This is a genomic window from Streptomyces sp. NBC_01808, from assembly GCF_035917395.1.
Taxonomy (GTDB): Bacteria; Actinomycetota; Actinomycetes; order Streptomycetales; family Streptomycetaceae; genus Streptomyces.
Window position 1 is genome coordinate 1,481,879 of the sequence record NZ_CP109072.1, and the last position, 19,591, is coordinate 1,501,469.

At 74.6% G+C, this 19,591-nt stretch carries 15 protein-coding genes; 1 reads left to right on the forward strand and 14 read right to left on the reverse strand.

All coding sequences use genetic code 11. The annotated features are described in order from the left end of the window. Positions 1 to 72: 72 nt before the first annotated feature. The 9 genes from OG946_RS06150 to OG946_RS06190 all read right to left on the reverse strand — a co-directional run bounded on the left by OG946_RS06150 (position 73) and on the right by OG946_RS06190 (position 11,591). Positions 73 to 1,119 (reverse strand): pseudouridine synthase, encoded by a 1,047-nt coding sequence (locus tag OG946_RS06150; protein WP_047014999.1) that lies wholly within the window; start codon positions 1,117 to 1,119, stop codon positions 73 to 75. A 22-nt stretch (positions 1,120 to 1,141) separates the two neighbouring features. Beyond that, the gene (gene scpB / locus OG946_RS06155) at positions 1,142 to 1,870 is read right to left on the reverse strand and encodes an SMC-Scp complex subunit ScpB (RefSeq protein WP_326795131.1); all 729 of its coding nucleotides are present in this window, start codon (positions 1,868 to 1,870) and stop codon (positions 1,142 to 1,144) included. After that, the gene (locus OG946_RS06160) at positions 1,867 to 3,207 is read right to left on the reverse strand and encodes a segregation and condensation protein A (RefSeq protein ID WP_326795132.1); all 1,341 of its coding nucleotides are present in this window, start codon (positions 3,205 to 3,207) and stop codon (positions 1,867 to 1,869) included. Before OG946_RS06160 ends, scpB begins: the two co-directional genes overlap by 4 nt. A gap of 120 nt (positions 3,208 to 3,327) precedes the next feature. After that, a complete protein-coding gene (locus OG946_RS06165; protein WP_442814587.1) occupies positions 3,328 to 4,053 on the reverse strand; it encodes a hypothetical protein in 726 nt (241 codons plus the stop codon). Further along, complete coding sequence (locus OG946_RS06170) at positions 4,050 to 5,234, reverse strand: ParA family protein (RefSeq protein ID WP_101425278.1); 1,185 nt, start codon at positions 5,232 to 5,234, stop codon at positions 4,050 to 4,052. The genes OG946_RS06165 and OG946_RS06170 overlap by 4 nt, the downstream gene beginning before the upstream one ends. A gap of 267 nt (positions 5,235 to 5,501) precedes the next feature. Beyond that, positions 5,502 to 6,617: an alanine dehydrogenase gene (gene ald / locus OG946_RS06175; protein WP_326795134.1), complete on the reverse strand. Its 1,116-nt coding sequence runs from the start codon at positions 6,615 to 6,617 to the stop codon at positions 5,502 to 5,504. A 138-nt stretch (positions 6,618 to 6,755) separates the two neighbouring features. Continuing rightward, the gene (locus tag OG946_RS06180; protein WP_326795135.1) at positions 6,756 to 9,089 is read right to left on the reverse strand and encodes a tetratricopeptide repeat protein; all 2,334 of its coding nucleotides are present in this window, start codon (positions 9,087 to 9,089) and stop codon (positions 6,756 to 6,758) included. A 118-nt stretch (positions 9,090 to 9,207) separates the two neighbouring features. Further along, positions 9,208 to 9,840 carry an NUDIX hydrolase gene (locus tag OG946_RS06185; RefSeq protein WP_326795136.1) on the reverse strand — a complete coding sequence of 211 codons (633 nt, stop codon included), beginning with the start codon at positions 9,838 to 9,840 and terminating at the stop codon, positions 9,208 to 9,210. Further along, positions 9,840 to 11,591, reverse strand: coding sequence for a CTP synthase (locus OG946_RS06190; RefSeq protein ID WP_326795137.1), 1,752 nt, complete (start codon positions 11,589 to 11,591; stop codon positions 9,840 to 9,842). The genes OG946_RS06185 and OG946_RS06190 overlap by 1 nt, the downstream gene beginning before the upstream one ends. 271 nt (positions 11,592 to 11,862) lie before the next feature. On the opposite strand from OG946_RS06190, the gene OG946_RS06195 reads away from it, so the two are divergent. After that, positions 11,863 to 13,668: a glycoside hydrolase family 15 protein gene (locus OG946_RS06195; RefSeq protein WP_326795138.1), complete on the forward strand. Its 1,806-nt coding sequence runs from the start codon at positions 11,863 to 11,865 to the stop codon at positions 13,666 to 13,668. Between the two features lie 69 nt (positions 13,669 to 13,737). Here the strand turns inward: OG946_RS06195 and OG946_RS06200 are convergent, their stop codons facing one another. From OG946_RS06200 to OG946_RS06220, 5 genes are all read right to left on the reverse strand, one after another. After that, positions 13,738 to 14,886, reverse strand: a complete 1,149-nt coding sequence (locus OG946_RS06200; RefSeq protein WP_326795139.1) for a glycosyltransferase family 4 protein — start codon at positions 14,884 to 14,886, stop codon at positions 13,738 to 13,740. Between the two features lie 327 nt (positions 14,887 to 15,213). Beyond that, on the reverse strand, positions 15,214 to 16,983 hold the full coding sequence (gene recN, locus OG946_RS06205) for a DNA repair protein RecN (RefSeq protein WP_326800158.1): 1,770 nt from the start codon (positions 16,981 to 16,983) through the stop codon (positions 15,214 to 15,216). A gap of 145 nt (positions 16,984 to 17,128) precedes the next feature. Continuing rightward, on the reverse strand, positions 17,129 to 18,022 hold the full coding sequence (locus tag OG946_RS06210) for an NAD kinase (RefSeq protein ID WP_326795140.1): 894 nt from the start codon (positions 18,020 to 18,022) through the stop codon (positions 17,129 to 17,131). Further along, positions 18,019 to 18,834, reverse strand: a complete 816-nt coding sequence (locus tag OG946_RS06215) for a TlyA family RNA methyltransferase (RefSeq protein ID WP_326795141.1) — start codon at positions 18,832 to 18,834, stop codon at positions 18,019 to 18,021. The genes OG946_RS06210 and OG946_RS06215 overlap by 4 nt, the downstream gene beginning before the upstream one ends. Further along, positions 18,831 to 19,298, reverse strand: a complete 468-nt coding sequence (locus OG946_RS06220; RefSeq protein WP_326795142.1) for a hypothetical protein — start codon at positions 19,296 to 19,298, stop codon at positions 18,831 to 18,833. Before OG946_RS06220 ends, OG946_RS06215 begins: the two co-directional genes overlap by 4 nt. Positions 19,299 to 19,591: the final 293 nt, after the last annotated feature.

Here is a 19,591-nt window from a genome sequence, read left to right on the forward strand (position 1 = left end):
GCAGCTCCGCGGCCGTACGGGCGCCGCGGGCGGGCGGGTGCTACGGGCGTACGGACCGGGCAGGCCGGGCCGTCAGAGCCCGACCTCCTTCATCAGCATCCCGACCTCGGTGTTGGTCAGCCGGCGCAGCCAGCCCGACTTCTGGTCGCCCAGCGCGATCGGGCCGAAGCGGGTCCGCACCAGCTTGTCGACGGGGAAGCCCGACTCGGCGAGCATCCGCCGCACGATGTGCTTGCGCCCCTCGTGCAGCACCACCTCGACGAGGTAGTTCTTGCCGGTGTTCTCCACCACCCGGAAGTCGTCCGCCTTGGCGTAGCCGTCGTCGAGCCGGATGCCGTTCTTCAGCCGCTTGCCCAGGTCGCGCGGGAGCGGGCCCTGGATCGCGGCGAGGTAGGTCTTCTTCACGCCGTAGCGGGGGTGGGTGAGGCGGTGGGCCAGCTCGCCGTGGTTGGTGAGCAGGATGATGCCCTCGGTCTCGGTGTCCAGGCGGCCGACGTGGAAGAGCCGGGTCTCCCGGTTGTCCACGTAGTCGCCGAGGTTCTGCCGACCCTCCGGGTCGTCCATGGAGGAGACCACGCCGACGGGCTTGTTGAGGGCGAAGAAGAGATACGACTGCGTGGCCACGGTCAGCCCGTCGACCTTGATCTCGTCCTTCTCCGGGTCGACGCGCAGCCCCTGCTCGGTGACGATGCGCCCGTTGACCTCGACCCGCGCCTGGTCGATCAGCTCCTCGCAGGCCCGCCGCGACCCCATGCCGGCCCGCGCCAGCACCTTCTGCAGCCGCTCGCCCTCGGGCTCGCCGAACGTCTTCGGCAGCGCGCGCTGCGGCTTGGTGTGCCGGGCCCTGGCCCGCTCCTCCAACTGCGCGTCGTACTCACGGGAGCGCGCGGGCCTGGCGGGCGCGCCGCCGCGCCCCCGGCCCCCCTTCCCCGGGCCGCCCGGGCGCTCGCCCTGGGGGACGCCGGACTTCTCGTACCGCCGCTCCTCCGGGCGGGGCCGTCCCCGCTCCTCGGAGCGGGGACGGCCCTGCCGGCGCTGTTGCGCGTCGCGCTTGCCGCCCGCCCCCCGGGGGTCGGAGCCCGAGGGCTTCCTGCTGTTCCTGCCGCCGCTGCTTCGCATCTACCGTCAGTCCGTTGGTTGGTCAGGTCTCGTCGTCCACGTCGAACGATGGGACGCCCTCCTGGGACTCGCCCTCCACCGCGTCCGCGTCCGGAAGGAACGGGGCCAGCTCGGGGAGCTCGTCCAGACCGCGCAGGCCCATCCGCTCCAGGAAGTAATTCGTCGTCCTGTACAGGATCGCACCTGTTCCGTCCTCCGTGCCCGCCTCCGCGATAAGCCCGCGCTGGAGCAGCGTGCGCATGACACCGTCGCAGTTGACGCCGCGGACGGCGGAGACGCGGGAGCGGGAGACGGGCTGGCGGTACGCGACGACCGCGAGGGTCTCCAGCGCGGCCTGGGTGAGGCGGGACTGCTGGCCGTCGAGGACGAAGCCCTCGACGGCGGGGGCGTACGCGGCGCGGGTGTAGAAGCGCCAGCCGCCGGCGACGTGGCGCAGGTCGAAGCCGCGGCCCTGGACGGTGTACTCGTCGGACAGCTCGCGCAGGGCGTCGGTGATCTCGCGGGGGCGGCGGTCGAGGACCTTGGCCAGGTGCTCGGCGGTGACGGGCTCGTCGACGACCATGAGGACGGCTTCGAGGGCCGGGCGCAGAGGGAGCCCGGCGGTGGGGCTCGCCTCCGCCTCCTTCTCCGCCTCCGCCTTCGCCTCCTTCTCCGGCTGCCCGGCCGCGGCTGCCGTCTCCGGCACGTCAGCCGCGCCGGCCGCGTCAGACACGTCGGCCGTCTCAGACACGTCCGCCACTGCGTCGCTCATCGCTCGTCCTCGCCTTCGCCTTGGTTCCCGCCGGCCGCGTCCGCGTCGCCGGTCGCCGTGTCGAACTCGTCGGTGACCACCGGCACCACATCCTCCCGCCCCGTCCACCGCACCGTCAGCGGCTCCAGCGCGCCCTCCTGGTCGAGGGCCACGGCCCGCTCCCGGTACAGCTCGAGCAGCGCCAGGAACCGGGCGACGACGGTCAGCGGGTCGGGGGCGTCGGCGATCAGTTCCTGGAAGCTGACCGAACCGTGCTCGCGCAGCCGGGAGACGACGATCTGCGCCTGTTCCTGGACGCTGACGAGCGGGGCGTGGATGTGGTCGACGTAGACCTGGGGCACGGGCTTGGGCTGCATCGCCTTGACCGCGAGCCGGGCGAAGCCTTCCGGGCCGATGCTGATGACCACCTCGGGCAGCAGCTCCGCGTGGTGCGGCTCCAGCCCGACGGTACGGGGGTGCCGCTGCGACTCCTCCTCCAGCCGGCGGTGGAAGATGCCCGCTATCTCCTTGTACGCGCGGTACTGCAGCAGCCGCGCGAACAGCAGGTCGCGGGCCTCCAGCAGCGCGAGGTCCTCCTCGTCCTCGACCTCGGCGGACGGCAGCAGGCGGGCGGCCTTGAGGTCGAGGAGGGTGGCGGCGACGACGAGGAACTCGGTGGTCTGGTCGAGGTCCCAGTCGGGGCCCATGGCGCGGATGTGGGCCATGAAGTCGTCGGTGACGCGGTGCAGGGAGACCTCGGTGACGTCCAGCTTGTGCTTGGAGATGAGCTGGAGGAGGAGGTCGAAGGGGCCCTCGAAGTTGGCGAGCCGGACCCGGAAGGCACCGTCGTCGGGCTCGTCGTCGCGGGTCTCGGTGCCGGGTTCGGGGGCGCTCCCCGGGTCGGCCGCGGGGCGGGAGTCGGCGGCGGGCTCGGTGCCGGGCTCCGGGGCGCTGTCCGGTTCCGGTACGGGGCCGGGTGCGGGACCGGGTTCGGGCTCGCCGTCGGATTCGGGCTGGGGGTCCCGGTCGGGTTCGGGGGCCGGCTCCTCCGCCGGGTCCGCGCCGCCGGGTCCCGCCGGTGCGGGCTCGGTCTCCGGCTCGGGGTCGGGCCGGTCCGGCGCCGGGCCCGGCTCGTCGGGCCGCGGGGCGGGGCCCGGGATGGGCACCGGAGGCCCCGGCACGGGCGGCGGTTCCGGCTGCGGCAGGGGCATCGGCTCGGGGTACGGCTCCCGCACCGGATCCGGTTCCACGGGCCGCGGTGCGGGCTTGGTGGGCGTCGCGGCGACCCCGGGGCCGCGACCGAGGGAGCGCCGGGCGGTACGCGCGGGGCGCTGCGGGTCGTCGTGCCTGTCGTCCATCGCTCGCAGCGTATCGCTCGGAGCGGTGCCCGCCCGGTTGCCGGGAACGTCGTGGCGGCGCCCAGGTCGTCCGTTACGGGCCGCCGGGACTCGCTCGGCCGGACCGTACGGGCGGGGGCGTCAGCGGCCGCGCAGGCGGCGTACGAGGATGCTCGCGTCGCCGCGCGACTCCAGGTCGGCCAGCACCACCGCGACGGCCTCGCGGACGATCCGGCCGCGGTCCACCGCGAGGCCGTGGTCGCCACGGAGCACGAGCCTGGCGTGCTCCAGGTCCATCAGCTCCTCGGCGGAGACGTAGACCGTGATCTTCTCGTCGTGCCGCTCCCGGCCGCTGGGCCGGCGCGCCGCGCCGCGGCCCCGGCCGCGCCTAGGCTGGGCCGCCGCGGCCGAACCGCCGCTCTGCCGCGCGGACTTCGCCCGCGCCTGGGCCGCGGGCTCCCGCTCGCCCTGCCGGGCCCTGCCGCCGGGGGCGGCCTCGGTGCCGGCCTCCCGGCCGCCGTGCTCGGTCGCCTCGGGGTCGCGCCGGGCCGCGGGGGTGGTCGCGGTGCGCTTGCCGCCGGGAGCCGCCGGTCCTGCCTTGCCGCCGGTGCCCGTGCGGGCCCGCGGGTCCTCGCCCGTACCGCCGGAGCCGCCCGCGTCGTCCGGGCCCGCCTCCTCGGCGCCGGCGCCGGACTCCGCCTGCTGGCCCGCCGCCTCCGCGTCGGCCTCGCGGCCCGGCGCGGGTACGCGCGGACTGCCCCCGGGCGCCTCGCCGTTGGCCCGCTGCCGGTCCGACTGCGGCGTGGACGACTGGAGCGCGGTCCCCCCGGTGGTGCGGAAAAGCTCGTCGGCCCCGGGCAGGCTCACTCGGCGTGGCACCGGGCGAGCACCTCCCTGGCGAGCTGGCGGTAGGCGGCCGCGCCCACGGAGTTCGAGGCGTACGAGGTGATGGGCTCGCCGGCCACGGTGGTCTCGGGGAACCGGACGGTGCGCCCGATGACCGTGTGGTAGACGTGGTCGTCGAAGGCCTCGACGACGCGCGCCAGCACCTCGCGGCTGTGCACCGTCCGCGAGTCGTACATCGTGGCGAGGATGCCGTCCAGCTCCAGGTCGGGGTTGAGCCGCTCCTGGACCTTCTCGATCGTCTCGGTGAGCAGCGCGACGCCGCGCAGCGCGAAGAACTCGCACTCCAGCGGCACGATCACCTTGTGTGCCGCGGTCAGCGCGTTGACCGTGAGCAGACCCAGCGACGGCTGGCAGTCGATGACGACGTAGTCGTACTCGGGCAGCAGCGGCTTCAGCGCGCGCTGCAGCGTCTGCTCCCGCGCCACCTCGCTCACCAACTGCACCTCGGCGGCGGAGAGATCGATGTTGCTGGGCAGCAGGTCCATGTTGGGCACGGCCGTCTTGAGCAGCACCTCGTCGGCCGACATGCCCCGCTCCATGAGCAGGTTGTAGACCGTGAGGTCCAGCTCCATCGGGTTGACCCCGAGGCCGACGGAGAGCGCGCCCTGCGGGTCGAAGTCCACGAGCAGCACGCGGCGGCCGTACTCGGCCAGCGCCGCGCCCAGGTTGATGGCCGACGTGGTCTTGCCGACGCCGCCCTTCTGGTTGCACATGGCGATGACCTTCGCCGGGCCGTGGTCGGTGACCGGGCCCGGGATGGGGAAGTACGGCAGCGGGCGGCCCGTGGGACCGATGCGCTCCCGGCGCTGCCGGGCGGCGTCCGGGGCGAGCGTCGCGGCGTACTCGGGATCCGGCTCGTAGTCCGCGTCCGGATCGTAGAAGTGACCTTCTGACAGGTCCTCGAAGTCGGAGGTGGCGGATGCGGCGAGACGTGTGGTGTCCTCGCCGCCGCTCTGGCTGCCGGTCATGGCGTTCACGTGATGACCGTCCATGCTCTGGTATACGTTTCCGCCCTGGTGTGCGTGTGCCGAGAAGGTGTGGACGGCGACGGAGCCGACAGGCGCCTCCACCCCCGAGGGGCCGTGGCCCCGCGCAGGCGTGCCTGGACGACCACCCCCGGGAGCAAATGTCGACTCATTCACAAGTCGTCCTACCTCCTTGGTGACCAGGGCACTTCTCGATTGGTCAGCGTGGCACCATGCCGACGATTGGCGACTCTATGGCGTGTCGGGGTCCCGCAGCAACACAATCCCGCAGACAGAGCACGATGTGTCGGGTGTGGAACAACACTTCGGGCGCCCTTCGTGGCGGTACGGCGGCCGGCCGAACCGCTGGTGACAAGGTTCGGCTGGTGAACCGGAGTTGACAGTGTCGCCGATGTGGTCGACGTGCCGCGCACCTGCGCGAAATCAGCCAAGTACGCGCGCGAGTTCGGTCGCCGGAAGACCGTGCGCTTCCGCTACGGGACCGTAAACGACCTGCCCTTCGTGGGTGTTGAGGCCGAGCGCGAGCGCCGGATCGGCGCGCAGCGCGCCCCGCCAGCCGAGGTTCGCGAGCTTGACGATGTACGGGAGCGTGGCGTTGGTCAGCGCGTACGTGGACGTGTTGGGCACTGCGCCGGGCATGTTGGCGACGCAGTAGAAGACCGATTCGTGCACCCGGAAAGTCGGCTCCGCGTGCGTGGTCGGACGCGAATCGGCGAAGCAGCCGCCCTGATCGATCGCGATGTCGACAAGGACACTTCCCGGCTTCATCCGCGACACCAGCTCGTTGTCGACGAGCTTGGGCGCCTTCGCGCCCGGGATGAGCACCGCGCCGATGACCAGGTCGGCTTCCACGACCGCCTGCCCGAGGGCGTAGGCGTTGGAGGCGAGGGTGCGCACCTTCGTACCGAAGACCTTGTCCGCCTCGCGCAGCTTGCGCACGTCGGTGTCGAGCAGCGTGACGTGGAAGCCCATGCCGACGGCGATCTGCGTGGCGTTCCAGCCGGAGACGCCGCCGCCGATCACGACCGCCTGCCCCGGCACCACGCCGGGCACGCCGCCCGGCAGCACGCCGCGGCCGCCCTGCGAGCGCATCAGGTGGTACGCGCCGACCTGGGGCGCGAGCCGGCCGGCGACCTCCGACATCGGGGCGAGCAGCGGCAGTTGCCGGTCGGCCGTCTCCACCGTCTCGTACGCGATGGCGGTGGTGCCGGACTCCAGCAGCGCGTCGGTGCACGGGCGGGAGGCGGCGAGGTGGAGGTAGGTGAAGAGCACCTGGCCCTTGCGGAGGCGTTGGTACTCCTCCGCGATCGGTTCCTTGACCTTCAGCATCAGGTCCGCCGCGGCCCACACGGCGTCTGCCGTGGGCAGGATCTCCGCCCCGGCGGCCACGTACTCCTCGTCCGGGATGGACGAGCCGGCGCCCGCGCCCTGCTCCACGACGACCTCGTGGCGGTGGCGGACCAGCTCGTGGACTCCGGCGGGCGTGATGGCCACCCGGAACTCGTTGTTCTTGACCTCGCGTGGAATGCCGACCTTCACGATGGATCACGGTCCTTGGGGTGAGGGAACTCGTCAGGCCGCGGTCGGGGTGCCCGCCGCGGCTTGGTCATTCTTAATGAAGGAATCCTCTGAGTCCAGCCTTTGAAACAGGCAGATTTCTGCGATGTGTCGATGGATTCACAGGTCCGCGGCGGCCGGTCGGGGCGCCGGCCCCGCCTTCGGGCCCTCCCCGGCGGCGGGCTCGGGGCCCTCCGCCGGGACGGTCTCGGCGGCGGCCTCCACGGGCTGCGGCACGGGTTCCGCGGAGTCCTCCGGAACGGCCGCGGGGCCGGTACCGGGGGCACGCTCCCCGTCGTCCGGAGCGTCACCGTCCGCGCTCCCCGGCCCGGCGGCGGGCTCCGGTACGGGCTCCGCGGCGGACCCGCCCGCGGACCCGCCCGCGGGCGCGGGCCCGGGATCGTCCGCACGTTCCGCTTCCGACTCCGCTACGGCCACGGCGGCGGCCCGCATCGCGGCCGCCTCCGGGACCTGCTCCGCCAGCCGCCCCGCCGCCGCCCGGTGCAGCTCCGCGGCCTCCGGATCGCCCACGCCGTCGACGAGGTCCGCCAGCCGCAACTGCACCGCCGCCCGCAGGGCGGTGTCGCCCGAGAGCCGCGCCACGTCCACCGCGCGCGTGCACGTCCTGATGGCCTCCCGCGGGCGCCCCGCGTACTGCTGCACCCGGGCCACCTCGCCCAGCGCCCGCGCGTGCCCGCCGACGTCCCCGAGCCTGCGGTGGGCCGCCGCCGCCGCGCGCCACTCGCGCAGCGCCCAGCCCCAGGCCCCGGCGTACGTGTGCACCGCGCCCAGCCGCGCGCGCAGCCGCGCCTCGTCGGCCAGCTCGCCGCGCGTCTGCCGCAGCGCCAGCGCCCGCCCGAACCAGTCCGCCGCCCGGCCCCAGTCCCGCAGCGCCTGGTACGCCGCCCCCACCGACTCCAGCGCCCGCCCCACCGGCTGCGGGTCCCGCGCCTCGCGCGCCGCCGCCAGCGCCCCCCGGTACCGGCCCAGCGCCTCGTGGGGCCGCTCCGCGCGCAGGTCCAGGTCGCCCAGGTTGAGCAGCGCCGCCGCCTTCTCCCACACCAGCCCGCGCCGCTCGGCGACGCCCAGCACCAGCTCGTGCAGCCGGTACTGCTCGGGCGCCGCCTCCGCCTCGCCCCGGTGCGCGCCCAGCGCCCGCGACAGCGCGGCCACCAGCCGCCGCGCCAGCGTGTCCAGCTCTCCGTCGGCGACCGCGATCCGGGCCGCCGCCAGCAGCGAGGGCAGCCGGCTGCGCAGCCACGCGGCGGCGGCCTCCGGCGACGGGAAGCGCAGCGCCCGCGGCAGCCCCGCGAGCCGGGTGTGCACCGCGGATCCCGCGGGCTCCGTGACGGCGCGGCAGGACTGCAGCAGGCGTACGTAGCGCTCCAGCATCCGGGCCCGCGCGAGCAGCATCTCCTCCTGGCCCACGCCCGCCTCCAGCACCCCGCGCAGCAGCGGCTGCAGACAGCCGGGCACCTCGTACTGGGTGAGGTTCACCTGGTCCTGCTGCGGCACCTCGCGCAGCAGGCCCTGGCCCGCGCAGTCCGCGAGCGTGGTGCGGGCCGCGGCGACGGTGCAGCCGGCGAGCGCGGAGGCGGAGTGGGCGTCGACGGCGCCGGCGGGCGCCAGCGGCAGCAGCCGCAGCAGTTGCGCGACGGACGGCGGCAGCGATTCGTATACGAGCCGGAACGCCCGCGCCAGCGCCTTCGGCCCGGACGGCCGCCCGGCGGACCCCTCGGTGCTGTCGCCCTTGCGGCGCAGCTCCCGCACGGCGTCGGCGACGCACGCCTGCGGGTGCCCGGCGAGCCAGCCGCCGGCGAGCACCAGCGCCGCGGGGAGTCCCGCGCACTCCTCGGCCAGCACGTGCGTGGCCTCGGGGTCGCAGGCGATGCGTGTCTCCCCCGCGTACGAGGCGATCAGCGCCAGCGCCGCCGCGGGCTCCAGCCCGCCCAGGGTGCACGGCCGGACGTCGGGCACGCCCTTCAGCGGGCCCTCGGCGACGGCCACGACGAGGCAGTCACGGGACTCGGGGACCAGTTCGAGCAACTGCTCGGGGGCCGTGACGTCGTCGAGGACGAGCAGCGCGGAGCGCTCGGCCAGCGCGGCGCGCAGCTCCCCGGCGAGGTGGTCGGGGCCCGCCCCGGCGACCGGCGGGACGCCGAGGGCGTCGAGGAGGTCGCGTACGGCCCGCTCCAGCGGGACCGCCTCGCCGCCCGGTCCCGAGAGCCGCGCGGTGTGCACCCCGCCCGGGTAGTCGCCGGCGACGCCGCGGGCCAGCTCGGCGGCGAGCGCGCTGCGCCCGGAGCCCGGCCGCCCGGCGATGAGCAGCACCCGGCTGCGCGGGGCGGGGCGGCCGGCGAGGGTGTCGAGCCCGGCGCGGGCGATGTCGGCGCGCAGGGCGTCGAGCTCGCGGGTCCTGCCGACGAACCGGTGGGGGGCGGCCTGTTCCGTCACGCCGGTGAGCGTAATTCACCCAGCGTGAAGGCCGGGTCACGTGACGGCACATGGCCGAACGCCGGAACGAAAATCACCGCATCGGATCAACCGCCCGGCGGCCCCCCACCTGCGCTGTTCAGGGCGTGAACGGGCGGGCCGGCCAGGGGGCGTTCGCCGGGCGCAGCGCGTCCAGACCGCCGTCCGCGCGGGCCGCCTGGAGCGCCAGCACGCCCAGCATCAGGCAGTTGTTGTGCAGGTCCCCGGCGAGGGCGCCGCGCACCAGATCGGCCACAGGCACGCGGTCGATCACGAGGTCCAGCTCCTCGCCGTGGGCGGCGTAGCGCTCTCCGTCGGCGTCGGTCACCCCGCGGGCGAGGAAGACGCGCACGGCTTCGTCGCAGCCGCCCGGCGTGGTGTACACGTCGACCAGCACGCGCCAGTCGTCGGCCCTGACGTGCGCCTCCTCGTACAGCTCGCGCTGGGCGGCGCTCAGCGGGTTCTCACCGGGCACGTCGAGGAGTCCCGCGGGGATCTCCCAGAGCTTGTGCCGTACGGGGTGGCGGTACTGGTTGAGCACCAGCACGCGGTCCTCGTCGTCGAGGGCGAGGATGGCGACCGAGCCGGGGTGGACCTGGTAGTCGCGGCGGGCCACGGTGCCGTCGGGCATCACCACGTCGTCCGTGCGCACGGAGGTCTTGGCGCCCTTGAACGGCGTCTCGGAGGCGACGATCTTCCACTCGGCCGCGGTGTCCTTCAACTGCTCCGCCATCACTTGCCCCCCTCGCGCACGGCGGCCACCGGCTTCTGCGCACCCGCGTGCGCGCCGTGCGGGCCGGCCTGCTGCTGCACGCCGCCCTGCTGCTGTGCTCCCGTTTCCTTCGCCGCCTCGTGCCTCGCGACGGCGGCCTTCAGCAGCCCGGCGAAGAGCGGGTGCGGCCGGGTGGGCCGCGAGCGCAGCTCGGGGTGGGCCTGGGTGGAGACCAGGTACGGGTGCACCTCGCGCGGGTACTCCACGTACTCCACCAGCTTGTTGTCCGGGGAGGTGCCGGAGAACGAGAGGCCGGCCTTCTTCTCCAGCTCGCTGCGGTAGGAGTTGTTGACCTCGTAGCGGTGCCGGTGGCGCTCCTCGACGTACGGCTGGTCCGCGTACGCCTCCCGCACCACCGAACCCTCCGCCAGCTTGGCCGGGTAGAGTCCCAGGCGCATCGTGCCGCCCATGTCGCCCTCGCCGGCGACGATGTCGAGCTGCTCCTCCATGGTGGAGATCACCGGGTCGGTCGCGGCCTGGTCGAACTCCGTGGAGTTCGCGCCCCCGATGCCCGCGAGGTTCCGCGCCGCCTCGATGACGATGCAGTGCAGGCCGAGGCAGATGCCGAGCAGCGGCACCCGGTTCTCCCTGGCGTAGGTGACCGCGCCGATCTTGCCCTCCACACCGCGCTCGCCGAAGCCGCCGGGGATGACGATGCCGTCCACGTCCGCGAGGTGCTTGCGGGCGCCCTGCGGCGTGCGGCAGTCGTCGGACGTGACCCATTTGATCTTGGCGCGGGCGTTGTTGGCGAAGCCGCCGGCGCGGATCGCCTCGGTGACCGACAGATAGGCGTCGGGCAGGTCGATGTACTTGCCGACGAGCGCGATCGTCACCTCGTGCGCCGGCTCGTGCACGCGGCGCAGCAGGTCGTCCCACTCGGTCCAGTCCACGTCCCGGAACGGCAGGTCCAGCTTGCGGACGACGTACGCGTCCAGGCCCTCCGCGTGCAGCACCTTGGGGATGTCGTAGATCGACTTGGCGTCGATGGCGGCGACGACGGCGGCCTCGTCGACGTCGCACATGAGCGAGATCTTCCGCTTGATCGCCGCCGGCACCTCGCGGTCCGCGCGCAGCACGATCGCGTCCGGCTGGATGCCGATGCTGCGCAGCGCGGCGACCGAGTGCTGGGTCGGCTTGGTCTTCAGCTCGCCGGACGGGCCGATGTACGGCAGCAGCGAGATGTGGACGACGAACACGTTGTCCCGGCCGACCTCGTGCCGCACCTGGCGGACGGCCTCCAGGAACGGCAGCGACTCGATGTCGCCGACGGTGCCGCCGACTTCCGTGATCACCACGTCCACGTCGTCGGAGGACATGCGCCGGATCCGGGACTTGATCTCGTTGGTGATGTGCGGGATCACCTGCACCGTGTCGCCCAGGTACTCGCCGCGGCGCTCCTTGGCGATCACCGAGGAGTAGACCTGGCCGGTGGTGACGTTCGCCGAGCCGTCGAGGTCGACGTCGAGGAAGCGCTCGTAGTGCCCGATGTCGAGGTCGGTCTCGGCGCCGTCGTTCGTGACGAAGACCTCGCCGTGCTGGAAGGGGTTCATCGTGCCGGGGTCGACGTTCAGATACGGGTCGAGCTTCTGCATCGTGACCCGCAGCCCGCGCGCCTTGAGCAGGGCACCCAGGCTGGAGGCGGTGAGCCCCTTGCCGAGCGAGGAGGCGACGCCTCCCGTGACGAAGATGTGCTTTGACGTCGTGGATGGCATGGCCAAGAGGGGCTCCCGTGGTCGCTGATGAGGTGCGTGGCGGGGTGCCCCAGATCGAGGTGGGTCGCTCGGCGAGCGCCGCCGCCACATGCCCGGCCGGCCCTCCGCTCCACGGGCTACCAGGGTATCAGTAATCCCCTGGTCACCGCCCGCGGCCGACCGCCGTCCGTCCGCCCGACCCGATCGGATGAGGCGGAATCCGCGACCGTGGCGCACGCGCGCACGCGAAGGCTTTATCCTCTGCGGAACGCACTTCTAGCTGGAGAGGCACGTGGCCGGGCGGATCGAGGACTACGCACTTCTGGGCGACATGCAGACGGCAGCGCTCGTCCGTCGCGACGGCACGGCCGACTGGCTCTGCCTGCCCCGGTTCGACTCCCATGCGGTGTTCGCCGCCCTATTGGGGACCGAGGAGCACGGCTTCTGGCGCCTCGGTCCCGCGTACGCCCCGGAGTCCTCCCCGCCGCCCGCCACCCGGCGGCGCTACCGGGGCGACTCGCTGGTGCTGGAGTCCGAGTGGGACACCCCGCGCGGCACGGTCCGGCTGATCGACTTCATGCCCCCGCGCGACGGCGCCTCACCGCAGCTCATCCGCATCGTGGAGGGCGTCACGGGCCGGGTGCCGATGCGCTCCGCGCTCCGGATGCGCTTCTCCTACGGCCGGATCGTGCCGTGGGTGCACCAGGCCGAGGACGGCCGCACCGTCGGCGTCGCCGGGCCGGACTCCGTGTGGCTCGACGCCCCGGTGCCGACGTACGGCCGGGACCTCACGACGTACTCCGACTTCACCGTCGGCCCCGGCGACCGGCTGGCGTTCACGATCAGTTGGCAGCCCTCGCACCTTGAGCCGCCGCAGCCGGCCGACCCCGAGGCGTCGCTCACCGCCACCGAGGACTTCTGGCAGGAGTGGACCGAGCACTGTACGTACCACGGCCCCTACCGGCACGCGGTGATCCGCTCGCTGATCACGCTCAAGGCCCTGACGTACGAGCCGACCGGCGGCATCGTCGCCGCGCCCACCACCTCGCTGCCCGAGGACATCGGCGGCGTGCGCAACTGGGACTACCGCTTCACCTGGCTGCGCGACGCCGCCATCACGCTGTCGTCCCTGCTGCGCACCGGGTACCACGAGGAGGCCCGCGCCTGGCGCGAGTGGCTGCTGCGCGCCGTCGCGGGCGACCCGGAGAACCTGCAGATCATGTACGGCATCGCCGGCGAGCGCGAGCTGGGCGAGTCGGAGCTGGACTGGCTGCCGGGGTACGAGGGGTCCCGTCCGGTGCGCGCCGGCAACGGCGCGGCGGGGCAGTTGCAGCTCGACGTCTACGGCGAGGTCGTCGAGGCGCTGCACCTCGCCCACATGACGGGCCTCACCCGCAACGACTACGCCTCGCTGCTGCAACTGAAGATGATCCGCTGGGTCGAGGAGAACTGGGACCGCCCCGACGAGGGGCTGTGGGAGGTGCGCGGCCCGCGGCGGCACTTCGTCCACTCCAAGGTGATGACCTGGGTCGCCGTCGACCGCACGATCAAGCTCATCGAGTCCGGCGAGGCGGACGGCCCGCTGGAGCGCTGGCAGCGGCTGCGCGACGACATCCACCGGGACGTGTGCGAGAAGGGCTACGACCGGCAGCGCAACACCTTCACGCAGTCCTACGGCTCGCAGGAGCTGGACGCCTCGCTGCTGCTGATCCCGCAGGTCGGCTTTCTGCCGCCGGACGACAAGCGCGTCATCGGCACCATTGAGGCCATCCAGCGCGAGCTGGGCACCCCCGACGGCTTCATCCGCCGCTACCCGACCGCGGGCGACGAGACGGGCAGCGACGGGCTGCCGGGCGACGAGGGGGCGTTCCTCGCCTGCTCGTTCTGGATGGCGGACGACCTGGCGATGATCGGACGGGTGCAGGAGGCGCGGCAGTTGTTCGAGAAGCTGCTGGCGCTCCGGAACGACCTGGGGCTGCTCGCGGAGGAGTGGGACCCGCGGCTGCAGCGCCAAGTGGGCAACTTCCCGCAGGCGTTCAGCCACGTGCCGCTGATCGACACGGCGCTGCGGCTGAGCGCGTCGGGGGCGTACGGGTAGCGCTCCGCGCGGGGCTGCGGGAGCGCAGTCGCCGCCCCTTCGTTCGCACGACCGCCCGGCCCGAGGCCGTCAGGCCTCGCCGTACGTCATCAACTCGTCGTAGATCGACAGGACCTGGGTGACGGTGTCGTCCTCCGTCGGCCAGGTGCCGGCCTGGGCGCGGCCCGCGGCGGACAGGGCCGCGCGGTGGGCCGGGTCGTGGAGCAGGGCCGCCACCGCGTCGGCGAGCGCGCGGGCGTCCCCGTACGGCACCAGCTCCGCCGCGTCGCCGACGAGTTCGGGGACGCCGCCGACCGCCGTGGCCACCAGCGGGGCGCCCGCGTGCAGCGCCTCCTGGGCCAGCACGGGGCGCGCCTCCCACGGACTGGACAGCACCGCGACGTCCGCGGCGGCCAGCAGCCGGGGCAGGTCGTCGCGGCGGCCCAGGAGCCGTACGGGCAGCTTCTCGGCGTCGATACGGCGCTGGAGCTTCCCGCGCGCCGGGCCCTCGCCGGCGACGGCGAGCAGCGGCTGCTCCGGCAGCGCCCGCCACATGCGGGCGGCCTCCAGCAGCGGTTCGTGGGTGCCGTACGCGTCGAGCGGGGCGGCGGTGAGCACCAGGGGCCGGTCCGGGGCGCCGAGTTCCGCGCGCACCTGCTGCTTGCGCAGCGCGGCGCCGTCGCCGCCCGGGTGCGGGTGACGGGGCGCGGGGACGGCGATGGGCGCGAGCCGCGCGTCGCGGGCGCCGCGGCGGCGGGCGCCGTCGACGAGGTCGGTGGTGGCGCCGAGGACGACGCGGGCGGAGCGGGACACACGTCGTTCGAGGAGCGGCATCATCCGGCCCCGTACCCCGTCCGGGTCGCTCCGGGTGTGCCAGGTGACGACCAGCGGCCTGCGCTGGCCCAGGATCGTCGAGCACGCCATCAGCCCGCACTGCAGGCCGTGCGCGTGGACGAGGTCTGCGCCGGCGCAGGCCGCGCGCAGCGTGGTCGCCGTGCACAGCGGCGCGGTGGCCAGCCCGCCGCGCTCGGGCAGCCGGGCGACGACGGCGCCGGCGGCGGCGAAGCCGTAGCGCTCGGCGGTGGCCGGCGTCGCGACCACCGTGACCCGGATGCCCCGGGCCACCAACCCGGCCGCCAGCGAGCGCACATGAACACCGCTGCCGCCCACGCCGCGGCCGACGAGCTGCACGGCGTGCAGCGCGGTCGGGCCGTGGGGCGGTGCGGGGGTGCTGCTCACTGGGCCGGAACTCCTGTCCGTGGCGTCGCAGGGCCTGCCCAGGATGCCACTCCCAAGGAGCGGCCGGACCCGGCTCGGCGCCGTCAACCGCTCTGTACGGGCGTACAGGTCAGACATGCACCACCCTTCCGGGCGATGCCCCGCACGTCCGTCGTGCGCCGGTACGACCCGCGAAGGCGGCGGACAGCGCGGTGCATTCCGCCCAACCACCCCGATAGACGCATCCCGCACGATCCGGGTTGCCCCACGGCACCCGTTCGGCCCACACGCGGCCTCCCGCCCCCTGGGTAGTCCCAGGTCACACCGCCACCGTCAGGCGGCCGCGGGCTACTCCGCCCCCGCGCGGGCCGCCGCGAGCAGCTCTTCCGCGTGCGCGCGCGCCGTCTCGGAGTCCTCCTGGCCCGCCAGCATGCGCGACAGCTCCCGCACCCGCGCCTCGCCGTCCAGGACGGTCACGCCGCTGCGGGTGACCGCGCCGTCGCTGGTCTTCTCCACCAGCAACTGCCGGTCGGCGAAGGCCGCGACCTGCGGCAGGTGCGTCACCACGACGACCTGGGCGCCGCGCGCCAGCCGCGCGAGCCGGCGGCCCACCTCGACCGCCGCCTTGCCGCCGACGCCCGCGTCGACCTCGTCGAAGAGGTACGTCGGCACGGGGTCCGAGCCGGCGAAGACCACCTCGACCGCCAGCATCACGCGCGACAGCTCGCCGCCCGAGGCGCCCTTGGCGATCGGCCGCGGCGGTGCGCCGGGGTGCGGGGCGAGCAGCAGCTCGGCCTCGTCGACGCCCGTGGGTCCGTACGCGACGTTCCTGCCGCCGATCTCAAGCCCGTCGGCGTCCGCGGCGACCTCGGTGCGGCGCAGGTCGACCGTCACCCGCGCGTGCGGCATCGCCAGCTCGGTCAGCTCGTCGGTGACGGCGGCGCCGAAGCGTTCCGCCGCGTCGCCGCGCGCCTCGGTCAGCGCCTCCGCCAGCAGCGCCAGCTCACCGCGCAGGGCGTCGCGCTCGGCGGTCAGCTCCTCGATGCGCTCGTCGTCGCCGTCGAGCTCGGCGAGCCGGGCGGCGCCCGCCTCGGCCCAGGCGAGGACCGCGGAGACGCTGCCGTCGCCCGCCTCTCCCCCGGCGGCCGCGGCGGGCTCGTGGCCGTACTTGCGGGTGAGGTGGGTGAGGACCGAGCGGCGCTCCTCCACCGCGGCCAGCCGCAGCGGATCGGCGTCGATGCCGTCGCCGTACGCGGCCAGCTCCTGCGCGACGTCGCCGAGGAGGATGCCGACCTCGGTGAGCCGGTCGGCGAGCCCGGCGAGCGCCGGGTCGTGGGCCCGTACGGCCGCCAGGGCGCGCTGTGCGCCCGCGACGAGCGTGCCGGCGTCGACGGCCTCGGGGTCCGCCGGGTCGCCCGCGAGCGCGGCGTGTGCGGCGGCGGAGGCGGCGGCAAGCGCCTCGGCGTGACCCAGCCGTTCGGCCTCGGCGGCCAGCTCGACGTCCTCGCCGGCCCGCGGCTCCGCGGCGGCGACCTCGTCGAGCCCGAAGCGCAGCAGGTCCGCCTCCTGCAACCGCTCACGCGCGCGGGTGGTGATCTCGTCCAGCTCGGCGCTGACGGCGCGCAGCCTGCGGTACGCCGCCGAGTACTTGGCCAGCGGCACGGCGACGGCGTCGCCCGCGTACCTGTCGAGGGCCTGCCGCTGCCGCGCGGGCTTCAGCAGCCCCTGCTGGTCGGTCTGCCCGTGCACGGCGACGAGGTCCTCGGCCAGCTCGCCGAGGAGCCCCACGGGAACGCCGCGGCCGCCCAGGTGCGCCCGGGAGCGGCCTTCCGCCGAGACGGTGCGGCTGATGAGCAGGGCGCCGTCGTCCAGCTCGGCACCGGCGTCCTCGGCCCGTACCGCCGCGGGCGAGCCGTCGCCCACGGCGACCCGGCCCTCCACGACGGCGGACTTGGCGCCGATGCGTACGAGGGCGGCGTCCGCGCGCCCGCCGAGCAGCAGCCCGAGGCTGGTGACGACCATGGTCTTGCCGGCGCCGGTCTCGCCCGTCACGGCCGTGAAGCCGGGCGACAGCTCGACGACCGCGTCGTCGATGACGCCCAGGGACTGGATCCGCATCTCCTCCAACACGGTACGACCATACGAGGTTCCGGCACCGCGTCGCGAGGGGCGTCGTGATCAGGGTCCGGCCGGCGGCGCGACCGGGCCGTGCCGCCGGGCCGCGGCGGCGGGCGGAAGGACCGCGCGTGGGACGGGCCGCGCGTCAGTTCGGCGCCCCGCGCCAGCCCGCCACCGGCAGTGCGAACTTGGCCACCAGCCGGTCCGTGAACGACGCGTGGTGCAGCCGCGCCAGCCGCACCGGGACCGCGCCGCGGCGCACCTCGACGCGCGCGCCGGAGGGCAGATCGACCGTGCGGCGGCCGTCACACCACAGCACGCCGTGCTGGTTGTTCGGCTGCACCTCCACCGCCAGGATGGAGTCCGGTGACGTCACGAGCGGCTTGGCGAACAGCGCGTGCGCGCTGATCGGGACCATCAGCAGCGCCTCCACCTCGGGCCAGACGACGGGTCCGCCGGCCGAGAAGGCGTACGCGGTCGATCCCGTCGGCGTCGCGCAGACGACGCCGTCGCAGCCGAAGCGGGAGACGGGCCGGCCGTCGACCTCGGTGACGACCTCGAGCATCCGCTCGCGGGCGGCCTTCTCGACGGACGCCTCGTTGAGCGCCCAGTCGGCGTGCACGGTCCTGCCCTCGTTCCGTACGAGGACGTCGAGCGTCATCCGCTCCTCGACCTCGTACTCCTTGGTCACCACGCGGTCCACGACCTTGTCGAGGTCGTCCCGCTCGGCCTCGGCGAGGAAGCCGACGCGGCCGAGGTTGACGCCGAGCATCGGCACGCCGGACTTGCGGGCGAAGGCGGCGCCGCGCAGCAGCGTGCCGTCGCCGCCCAGCACGATCAGCAGCTCGCAGTCATCCATCACCCCCGGGCCCGCCTCCACCAGCTCCGTCTCCGCCGGCAGCGGCAGGTCCGCCGCCTCGCCGGCCAGCGCGCGCACGCCGACGCCGCAGCGCAGCAGGCCGCGCACGACCAGCTCGGCGCTGCGGATCGCCGCGGGCCGGCCGGTATGGGCGAGCAGGAACACGGTGCGGTCTGTCATCGGGGCCCCTCCGCCACGGCACGTGCCACGTCCGCCGGGTCCAGCGCGGGCGCCCCGGCGCGCAGCCACAGAAAATACTCGACGTTTCCCTTCGGCCCGGGCAACGGGCTGGCCGTCACACCGAGCACCCCCAACCCGAGCGCCGCCCCCTGCCCCGCGACCCCGCGTACGGCCTCGGCGCGCAGCTCCGCGCTGCGCACCACGCCGCCGCTGCCCAGGCGTTCCTTGCCGACCTCGAACTGCGGCTTGACCATGAGCACGAGGTCCGCGTCGGACGTGGCGCAGCGCACCAGCGCGGGCAGCACGAGCCCGAGCGGGATGAACGACAGGTCGCCGACGACGAGTTCGGCCGGCTCGCCGCCGAGGTGGTCGAGGGTCAGCTCGCGGACGTTCATACGGTCCCTGACGGTGACCCGCTCGTCGCTCTGCAGCTTCCACGCGAGCTGCCCGTAGCCGACGTCCACGGCGACGACATGCGCGGCTCCGGCGCGCAGCAGCACGTCGGTGAAGCCGCCGGTGGAGGCGCCGGCGTCCAGGGCGCGGCGCCCGGCGACGCGCAGCCCTTGGGGCTCGAACGCCGCGAGCGCGCCGGCGAGCTTGTGGCCGCCGCGGGAGACGTAGTCGGGGTCGGCGTCGTCGGGGACGACGACGACGGCGGCGGACGTCTCGACCTGGGTGGCGGGCTTGCTGGCGACCAGGCCGCCGACGGTGACCCGGCCCGCGGCGATGAGCCGCCCGGCGTGCTCACGCGAGCGGGCCAGCTCGCGGCTCACCAGCTCGGCGTCGAGCCGGCGCCGCCGGGCACCGCTCACGGGTTCCCCGGCCGGTACGGGTGCGCGCCGGGACGGGGCGGGGTGGGGCCGTGCGGCGCGGATGGCGGCGGAGGCACGGGCGGGCCGGGCCGGGCGTGGCCCTGGCCGTACGGCGCGGGGCCCGCGGGCGGGGCGGGGCGGTTCTGGCCGTGGGCGTACGACGCGGGGCCGACCGGTGACTGCGCGGGCGGCGGCCCCTGGCTGCGGTCCAGCTCCTCCAGCGCCTCGCGCATCCGGCCGTGGGCGTCCTCGTAGACCTCCAGGTGGCTGCCGGTCGGCAGCTCGTCGGCGTCCGCGAGGCGGTCGAGCGCGGCGTCGACGTCGGCGTTGCCGGTGGGCGTGCGCGCGACGCCGAGCGGCACGGGCCCGGCCTCGACGGGCTCGGGCTCTTGCCTCGCCGGTTCCCTTGCGTACGGCTCCACCGCCGCGCTCTCAGGCTCCGGCTCAGGTACGGACGTCGGCATCGGCTCCGTCATCAGCTGTGCTGGGGCGAACACCCTGCTGCAGACAAGGAAATGCCCCTCCTCCTCTTGTGTCCCCTGCTACGTTACCGGTGTCGCAAGAGCCAAGCGACCAGCGGCCGGGCGGGCCGTTGCTGCGCGGGAAGGGCTTCGGGTCGCCGGGCCGGTGCACCGCGAACCACAACTCGAGCGATCGGGTTAAGATCCTCTGCCCTCCGGCAGGGGAGGACGTCAAGCCACAGACCGTACCTCACGGACCTTGAAGTGGCACGCGGCGCGCCCGCGCAGCGGCCGCG

What these genes read in the sequence shown, in the direction of transcription:
- OG946_RS06150 (WP_047014999.1), bottom strand. Translation starts at nt 1,119, where the DNA reads ATGCGAAGCAGCGGCGGCAGGAACAGCAGGAAGCCCTCGGGCTCCGAC.
- OG946_RS06190 (WP_326795137.1), bottom strand. Translation starts at nt 11,591, where the DNA reads ATGCCATCCACGACGTCAAAGCACATCTTCGTCACGGGAGGCGTCGCC.
- OG946_RS06210 (WP_326795140.1), bottom strand. Translation starts at nt 18,022, where the DNA reads ATGACAGACCGCACCGTGTTCCTGCTCGCCCATACCGGCCGGCCCGCG.
- recN (WP_326800158.1), bottom strand. Translation starts at nt 16,983, where the DNA reads ATGCGGATCCAGTCCCTGGGCGTCATCGACGACGCGGTCGTCGAGCTG.
- OG946_RS06160 (WP_326795132.1), bottom strand. Translation starts at nt 3,207, where the DNA reads ATGGACGACAGGCACGACGACCCGCAGCGCCCCGCGCGTACCGCCCGG.
- scpB (WP_326795131.1), bottom strand. Translation starts at nt 1,870, where the DNA reads ATGAGCGACGCAGTGGCGGACGTGTCTGAGACGGCCGACGTGTCTGAC.
- OG946_RS06220 (WP_326795142.1), bottom strand. Translation starts at nt 19,298, where the DNA reads ATGCCGACGTCCGTACCTGAGCCGGAGCCTGAGAGCGCGGCGGTGGAG.
- OG946_RS06185 (WP_326795136.1), bottom strand. Translation starts at nt 9,840, where the DNA reads ATGGCGGAGCAGTTGAAGGACACCGCGGCCGAGTGGAAGATCGTCGCC.